Here is a 6,942-nt window from a genome sequence, read left to right as displayed (position 1 = left end):
GAGATGCTTGCACAACTAACTACATGCGGTTCTCGCAAGTCTCTGACTTGGGAGTGCTGTAATAGAGTCTCTGACTCTTCATATAGATATCATCGTAAAATTTTTTATAACCCATATGGATAGACCTTTTAAAGTTTCGGATCAAAATGCAGTGTATTTTGTAACTATCACCACCATAGATTGGCTGGATATATTTACCAGAAAAGAATATAAATTAGATATTGTTGACAGTCTCAACTATTGTGTGGATAATAAGGGGTTGGAGATTTTTGCCTGGGTTCTTATGACTAATCATTTACATCTACTTTGTAGGGCAAAGGAACCTTATAAGCTGAGTGATATTATGAGAGATTTTAAGAAATTTGTAGCCAAAAAAGTTATATGGAGCCTAGAAACGGAATCCATTGAATCTCGGCAGGAGTTTATTGTAAAACATATGAAATTCAGAGGCAACATCACTGATAGAGTTGAAAAATATCGTTTCTGGAAAGATGGATTCCATCCAATAGAAATTTTCTCCGATAAGTTTTTTGAACAAAAACTCCACTACATCCACCAAAATCCTGTGGAAGCAATGATTGTGGAGGAAGAGGAACATTATCTATTCAGTTCCGCTAGGGATTATGCGGGGATGAAGGGGTTAGTGAGGGTGAGTTTGTATTGAGTATAATACTCACAATCAGGGTATTACATCGGAGATACTTGCGCTACATGTGCTGTTCTCTCAATTCTCTGACTTGGGAATTCTGATATTGAATCTATGAGTCAAAGACTCATAAACAAGGTGCCGCATCGGAGATGCTTGCACACGCGCGACATTCTTCAAAAAGTCCCTGACTTGGGAGGACTGTTATAGGGTCTCTGACTCAAGTGTAGATATGAGTCAGAGACTCATAATCAGGGTGCCGCATCGGAGATGCTTGCACCACGCGCGGCCGTTTAAATCTTTAATTTTATAACTAATACTTTTGTTTATTATCAGATAATTTGTTTTATTACAATCTAAAACTAATTTGATCTCATGCCAAGGATGTTCCTAATTACCCTATTTAGCTATATCCTGTTTTTTCAAAGCTGCAGCCCGTCCGATATTAATGATGAGTCTGCAATAAGAGAAGTGCCTTTTGAATTGCTTGACTCATTGGTAATTGATGTTTTGGAACCTTTGGAATTGGATGATTATCATGAGGGTAATGGGTTATATTTATTGAGGGGAAAACGTAAATCGGTTTATTTGGTGGATAAAAGTGGGAGGGTAGTTGCTAAGCCTGATATCATTGGAAATGGCCCTGACCAAGTAGGTGGAAGCGCTCTGGGATGTCAGTTTTTAGGTGATGACAAGGTAGTTTGTATGGATGCAAATTCAAGGTTTCACATTTATGATGTTGGATTTGAGAGAAAGCTTAGGGTATTACCTTCCCCAATGGTGGACTTCAATACTTTTGTGGTCTATCATTACAGAATACCTTTTAGGACGGGTATGGTAAACGCAGAGCCCTATATATTTGGCGTGGAAATAAATGCCTTTTCCTATGCAGATATAAATCCCGGGAAGCTTTATGAGGAATTTTACGAACAGGCAAAGGTGGTTTTCCGGTATGATATAAATCTAGAGAGCCTGACTTTTATGGAAAGTTTTCCACATCAGTGGATTCCAAGGAAAGATAAAATTTATGTTGGGGAAAGCTATCCGTTGTCGGAATTTAATCGGGTTACTATGGAATATGCCATACTTCCGGGAACGGGAGACCAGTTGTTTGTATACGATGGAATTGGCACTTCCAATTTAAAGCATGTAACAGATTTAGCTCATCCGGAAAGAGCTCCGCTTTCTACATGGATTACAAATGGATTTAATGATCCGTTTAACTCCTATCCCCGATTCAATGACCTACGCATGTTTGGGGATTATCAGATCGTAAAGTTCAATACCCAGGTTCCAGAATCTGTCCAACGCGAACTCAGAGCCGGGAATGAAAATTATGGAAGAAGCCCGGAATGGCACGAGGCATTGAGAAAGTATTTTAGACCCTATTACATCATCGCCAAAGATGGCAAACAGGTAGGGATTATAAACGATTTCCCTGCTCCCGGCCAAATGGACTATGTGTCCTCAGATGGTACTATATTTCTTAATGACAATAGAAAGCCTTCCGTTGAGAGGGATTATAATGTGTTTTATAAGGTTAGAATGAAGAATGAATGATCTGCAGGTCCGTTGTCCTAAGGCTCTGCCTTAGGACTGGTAAATATAAGGCTGTGCCTCAATTAATTTATAATGATCGTGAGGCTCAGCCTCACCTTTAATCGTGCACAAGGCTCAGCCTTGGCACTACTCGCCAATATCTCTAATATACCCACACAAATCCTTCGGAGTTAATAATTTGGAAGAATAGGTGGTGAAGCTTTAATATAGGTACTCAATATGACTAAAATAGATAACTAAATTTGGATTTATAAAAAAAACATTAGATTTAGGTAGTTTAATTCATTATTAACCATACAAATGCAAATTATGAAAAATTATTGAGAGCTCCTTTAGCGCTTGGGCTTCTATTGGGAGCAGGAATTACAGTAGGGTCTACTTTTATAGATCTAAATCAATCAAAAGCAGAAGTATCAATTATGGCCGATTGTTGTCAAGAATCAAACGTTCGATGCAACGACCGATATGGATTTACTTATGCAGACTCAAGACTAGGACCTGATTGTGGTCCTATCGCCCATTGAGTTCTTTTGTATGTATAGTTGGGGGAAGGTTTCTCTTCCGCTTATTAAGATCTTTTTAGATGAAATTATGTCAAGAATTTCCCTTTTACTTATTTTAGTAATATTGTGCCAGTGTTCATCCGATAAAAACTCCGAATATCGGGCTGGGGAAACTTGGGTCCGTATAGAGGGTAATCTTCCAAATACAGAGCAATTAACAGGAATCCCCTTTGGAATCAAAAATTTTTATAATACCAGAAAGCCCTTTCTGGTCGATGGGCATATAATTGTCTCTGATAAAGCAATGTCACCACCGATCCATGTAATTGATGTTAAGGATAGGAAATGGGCTTACGGGCTGGGAGTAGAAGGATATGGTCCAGGTGAGATATCCTATATTTGGACATTCGATTACAGCTTTACCCCTAGAAAGTTCTGGGCATATAATTTCGATAAGGTTTTTTCTGAATTCTCATTAGAAGACAGTACTGCTAAACTTTCTAGCAAACAATTAAAGCAAAGAAATCCTGAATTTGTTTTGGCTACAGATATTTTATGGCTTACTGACACTACACTAATGGGTATTCGGGTGTCAGGAGAGGAAAAGTTTGTAGAATATAGTAAAGAGGGAGAGATTTTAGGAGGCTATGGAAGTTGGAAAGGAATGCTCCCTGGTGACCCACCACTAAATATAGCAATTTCTGCTTTTGCCATGCATTTCACATCAAACCAAAGTAAAAGTAAATTTGGCTTTTTCTCCATGGACAGGGATCATTTTGAAATTCTGGATTACCCAACTAAAGAAATATTAGTGGTAGAAGGTCCCTTTTTTGAGGTTCCAGATTATAAAGTGGGATATAGATCTGCAAATGATCCATATTACTACATGAATGATGCTGATGCTGTAAGAACCTATCAAGATTTTTTCTTGGGAGAGGATTATATATATATGCTTTACAATGGAGAGAAAGTTTCAAAAATCAAATCCACTGGTATGGTAGAAAGCCGTATCGTGTTTGTATTTGATTATAATGGGAAAATGGTGAGACAGTTTGAATTAGATAGGCCAATCAAATACTTAACTGTAGACGAGGAAAATCAAATTATTTATGGATTGTCTTCAGAAGAAAACGAAGACATAGTAGAATTCAAATATAGATGATAAAAAATAGCAATAGTTTTCGGCTTCTCCTAAGCCTCAAAATTTAAATAGATGGGTATTGATAATCATATTTTATAATAGGGAGCCATTGAACAATTATTAACCTGCTCCCTGCCAAATGGACTATGTATCTCCTGAAGACATCATCTATCTTAATGATAACAGAAACCCAACCATAGAAAGAGATTAAAATGTATTTTATAAGGTGAAGATGAGGTGATTTGAGATTTCAGAATGGTGATTAATATTGAGATGTATGTTTATAAATTTCTGATCATTATTTAAATCATAGCTCGCAAATCTTACATTATTCATTTTTTTTAAGCCCGAAGATTATTTATTAAGAGATGCATCCTCACCTTTCATCCCGTTCTGGAGGTTGCCTTTCTGAATTTTCAGTTTCCAGGCAACTCAGGAATTTGCCTTGCCCGTTCTGGTACTTCACCGGTGAGTGTTTTGAGAAAGGCCACCAGATCTTCAATTTCCTCGTCAGTCATGTCAAGGTTCAGCTGGCTTTTAGCCATGATATGGATAGAAGTCTCCAAATCCCAAATGCTCCCATCATGAAAATAGGGATAGGTTTTTTCAATATTTCTTAAAGAAGGTACTTTAAATTTATAAAGATCACCTGGATTATCTGTAAGCATAATCATGCCTTTGTCCTTACCGATTTTATTGTTTAATGTCCAAAAATCATTAATTTCTCCAAACCTTCTGTATTGGATCCCTCCCAAAGCCGGGCCATCATGACAAGTCTGGCAACCGGATTCTATAAATATGCTAAACCCTCTTTTTTCTTTTTCCGAAAGAGCTGTAAAGGATTTGTTCATGAATTCATCATATCGGGAAGGGGTCAATAAAGTACTTTCGAAAGTGCCAATGGCAATGGCCAAATTATCATAGGATAAAGCATTGGCATCTTCAGGGAAAGCATTGGCAAAGCGGGTCACATATTCTTCTATGCCCGCTAATCTTTCCAATAAAATATCTTCATGAGAAATGGCCATCTCGACGGGATTAAGGATGGGGCCTTTAGCCTGCTCTTCCAAAGTTTTAGCCCTGCCATCCCAGAACTGACTGTCATGTAATACCGCATTTAGGACAGTCGGGGAATTGCGGTCTCCCCGTCTCCCTTCGATAGCTCCTGGGGATGTGGATAAATTGTCCACACCAAATGTATTTAAATCATGGCAGGTATTACAGCTTTGCGTGCCGTTAATGCTTAATCTAGGTTCATAATAAAGCATTTTACCTAGTTCATACCTCTCCTCATGAAGAGGGTCTGCTGCAAAGGATTGTTCCGGTATAGCTTTTAAATTTTTATTGGCCAATGCCCATAGCCGTATATCCTCCTTGTTAAGACTTTCCTTATCCTTATTCACGACCTCTCTTGAATCAATGGATAGCAAGTGTATGATCACAAGACTCAAAAAAGCGGCGCTTATCCCTATTATATATATTCCTCTGTTCATAATATCTGCGATTTTACATCGTAAAATTACCATCTGGGAGAAGAAGGTATAGTGACAAAAATCATTTAGGATTATGATAAAAATTATTTTTATGTGTTTTATCTATCATGAAACTAGTAAGGCTTCGGTTATCCTAAGGCTGTGCCTTAGGACTGCTAAAGATGAGGCTGTGCCTCTATTCATTACCGGGAGGCACAGCCTCCCCCTGAGCCGTGCATAAGGCCTAGTCCTAGTCTTGGTACAACCCGCCGTCATATAAATCAGACTTTTTAACACTAAGAAGTAAGATTGACAAATTCATAAGTTTACTTTTGCATCATATTTTAAATTTATAAGCATGAAGAGGATTTCAGTATTTATATTGTTTATAGGGATTATATGGGCCTCATGTTCGGATGATAAGCAGGAGGACCATGGTCTCCATTTTGAACTGGTGGATTCACTGATGGTGGACATGTTGGAGCCATTGTATCTGGATGATTATAGTTCAGAGCAGAGGATGTTTCTTCTTAAAGGAAATAAAAGCCGTCAGCCTTTGCTGGTCGATATCGAGGGTAGGGTCATCAGGGAATTTGATGTGGTGAATGAAGGCCCTGATGGCGTAGGTTCCAATGGTGCTTTTGGGTATAAGTTTCTAGGAAAGGACAGATTTGTAGCCCAAGGATTTTATACCAGCTATTTTATCTATGACCTGAAAGGTAAACAAATAAAGGCTGTTCCATTTAATTCCGAAGGACTATACCGGATGATGCTCTATAAAACAAGGACTACTTTCCATCCATTTATAAAAGAAGGGCAGGCCATGATGGTAGGGGAAGAGCCTAATTCTTACAACCCTGCTGAAATCAGTTTTAAAAAATCCGGTGCAGATTTTTACAATCATGCCAGAGTAATTTATGGCTACAATTTGGATACAGAAGAGAACCGGTTATTGGAAAGTTTTCCACCAGAATGGGAACCAAGGGCCAATAACAGATTTGTGGGAGAAAGTTTTCCACTTATGGATTTTAATAAACAAAAAATGGAAATGGCGGTGCTTCCTAGAGTTGGAACACAGTTGTTTTTATATGATTATGCCGGATCAGATCCTGTTTATAAAGGAATGGTAGAATTAACACATCGTCACCGCCCTAATGAAGCTCCCGCTGTTTCTCCGGAAGAGGAGGGGAGGATCTCAGATTATCCGAACTTTTCAGACATACGGTATGCTGGTGATTACATCCTGATACAGTTCTTTACCCAGATCCCAGCCGATATCAACAGAGAAATCCAGGCACAGGCAGGCGATCAGTATTATAGCTCTCCGGAATTTAAAGAAGCACAGAAAAGGTATATTAAGCCATATTATATTGTAGTTAAAGAAGGTAAGCAGATAGGGACGATAGATCAGGTTCCGGTTCATGGAACATTGAATTTTGTGGATGATGAGGGAAACATTTACTTCAATGATAATATTAGCCCTGAGATAGAAAGAGACTATAATCTTTTCTATAAACTCAGGATCAAAGGATAATGATTTAAGATTTGATGTCTTAATTGTACACAATCTTATTAGTTTTTATGCGTATGGCAAGCATAATTTGAAAAAAAGAAAGGGTA

Annotated in this window: 5 protein-coding genes; 4 read left to right on the top strand and 1 reads right to left on the bottom strand. The window is 38.1% G+C overall.

What is annotated here, in order from left to right:
• The first annotated feature begins 115 nt into the window (after nt 1-115).
• The 3 genes from EL17_RS16495 (at nt 116) to EL17_RS22725 (ending at nt 3,871) form a co-directional block, all read left to right on the top strand.
• On the top strand, nt 116-664 hold the full coding sequence (locus tag EL17_RS16495; RefSeq protein ID WP_035076460.1) for an REP-associated tyrosine transposase: 549 nt from the start codon (nt 116-118) through the stop codon (nt 662-664).
• 366 nt (nt 665-1,030) lie between these two features.
• Entirely contained in the window at nt 1,031-2,206 is a 1,176-nt protein-coding gene (locus EL17_RS16490; protein WP_035076458.1) for a hypothetical protein, read from the top strand.
• Nucleotides 2,207-2,797: 591 nt separating this feature from the next.
• Nucleotides 2,798-3,871, top strand: coding sequence for a BF3164 family lipoprotein (locus EL17_RS22725; RefSeq protein ID WP_164675120.1), 1,074 nt, complete (start codon nt 2,798-2,800; stop codon nt 3,869-3,871).
• 395 nt (nt 3,872-4,266) lie between these two features.
• Here the strand turns inward: EL17_RS22725 and EL17_RS16480 are convergent, their stop codons facing one another.
• Nucleotides 4,267-5,343, bottom strand: a complete 1,077-nt coding sequence (locus tag EL17_RS16480; protein WP_035076457.1) for a cytochrome-c peroxidase — start codon at nt 5,341-5,343, stop codon at nt 4,267-4,269.
• A gap of 337 nt (nt 5,344-5,680) precedes the next feature.
• Between EL17_RS16480 and EL17_RS16475 the strand changes: the two genes are divergently transcribed.
• Nucleotides 5,681-6,856, top strand: a complete 1,176-nt coding sequence (locus tag EL17_RS16475; RefSeq protein WP_035076455.1) for a hypothetical protein — start codon at nt 5,681-5,683, stop codon at nt 6,854-6,856.
• Nucleotides 6,857-6,942 lie beyond the last annotated feature (86 nt).

This window comes from Anditalea andensis, assembly GCF_000714815.1.
Lineage (GTDB): Bacteria > Bacteroidota > Bacteroidia > Cytophagales > Cyclobacteriaceae > Anditalea > Anditalea andensis.
Note: the sequence above shows the minus strand (reverse complement) of the source record. Positions and strands in the feature narration are given on the sequence as shown.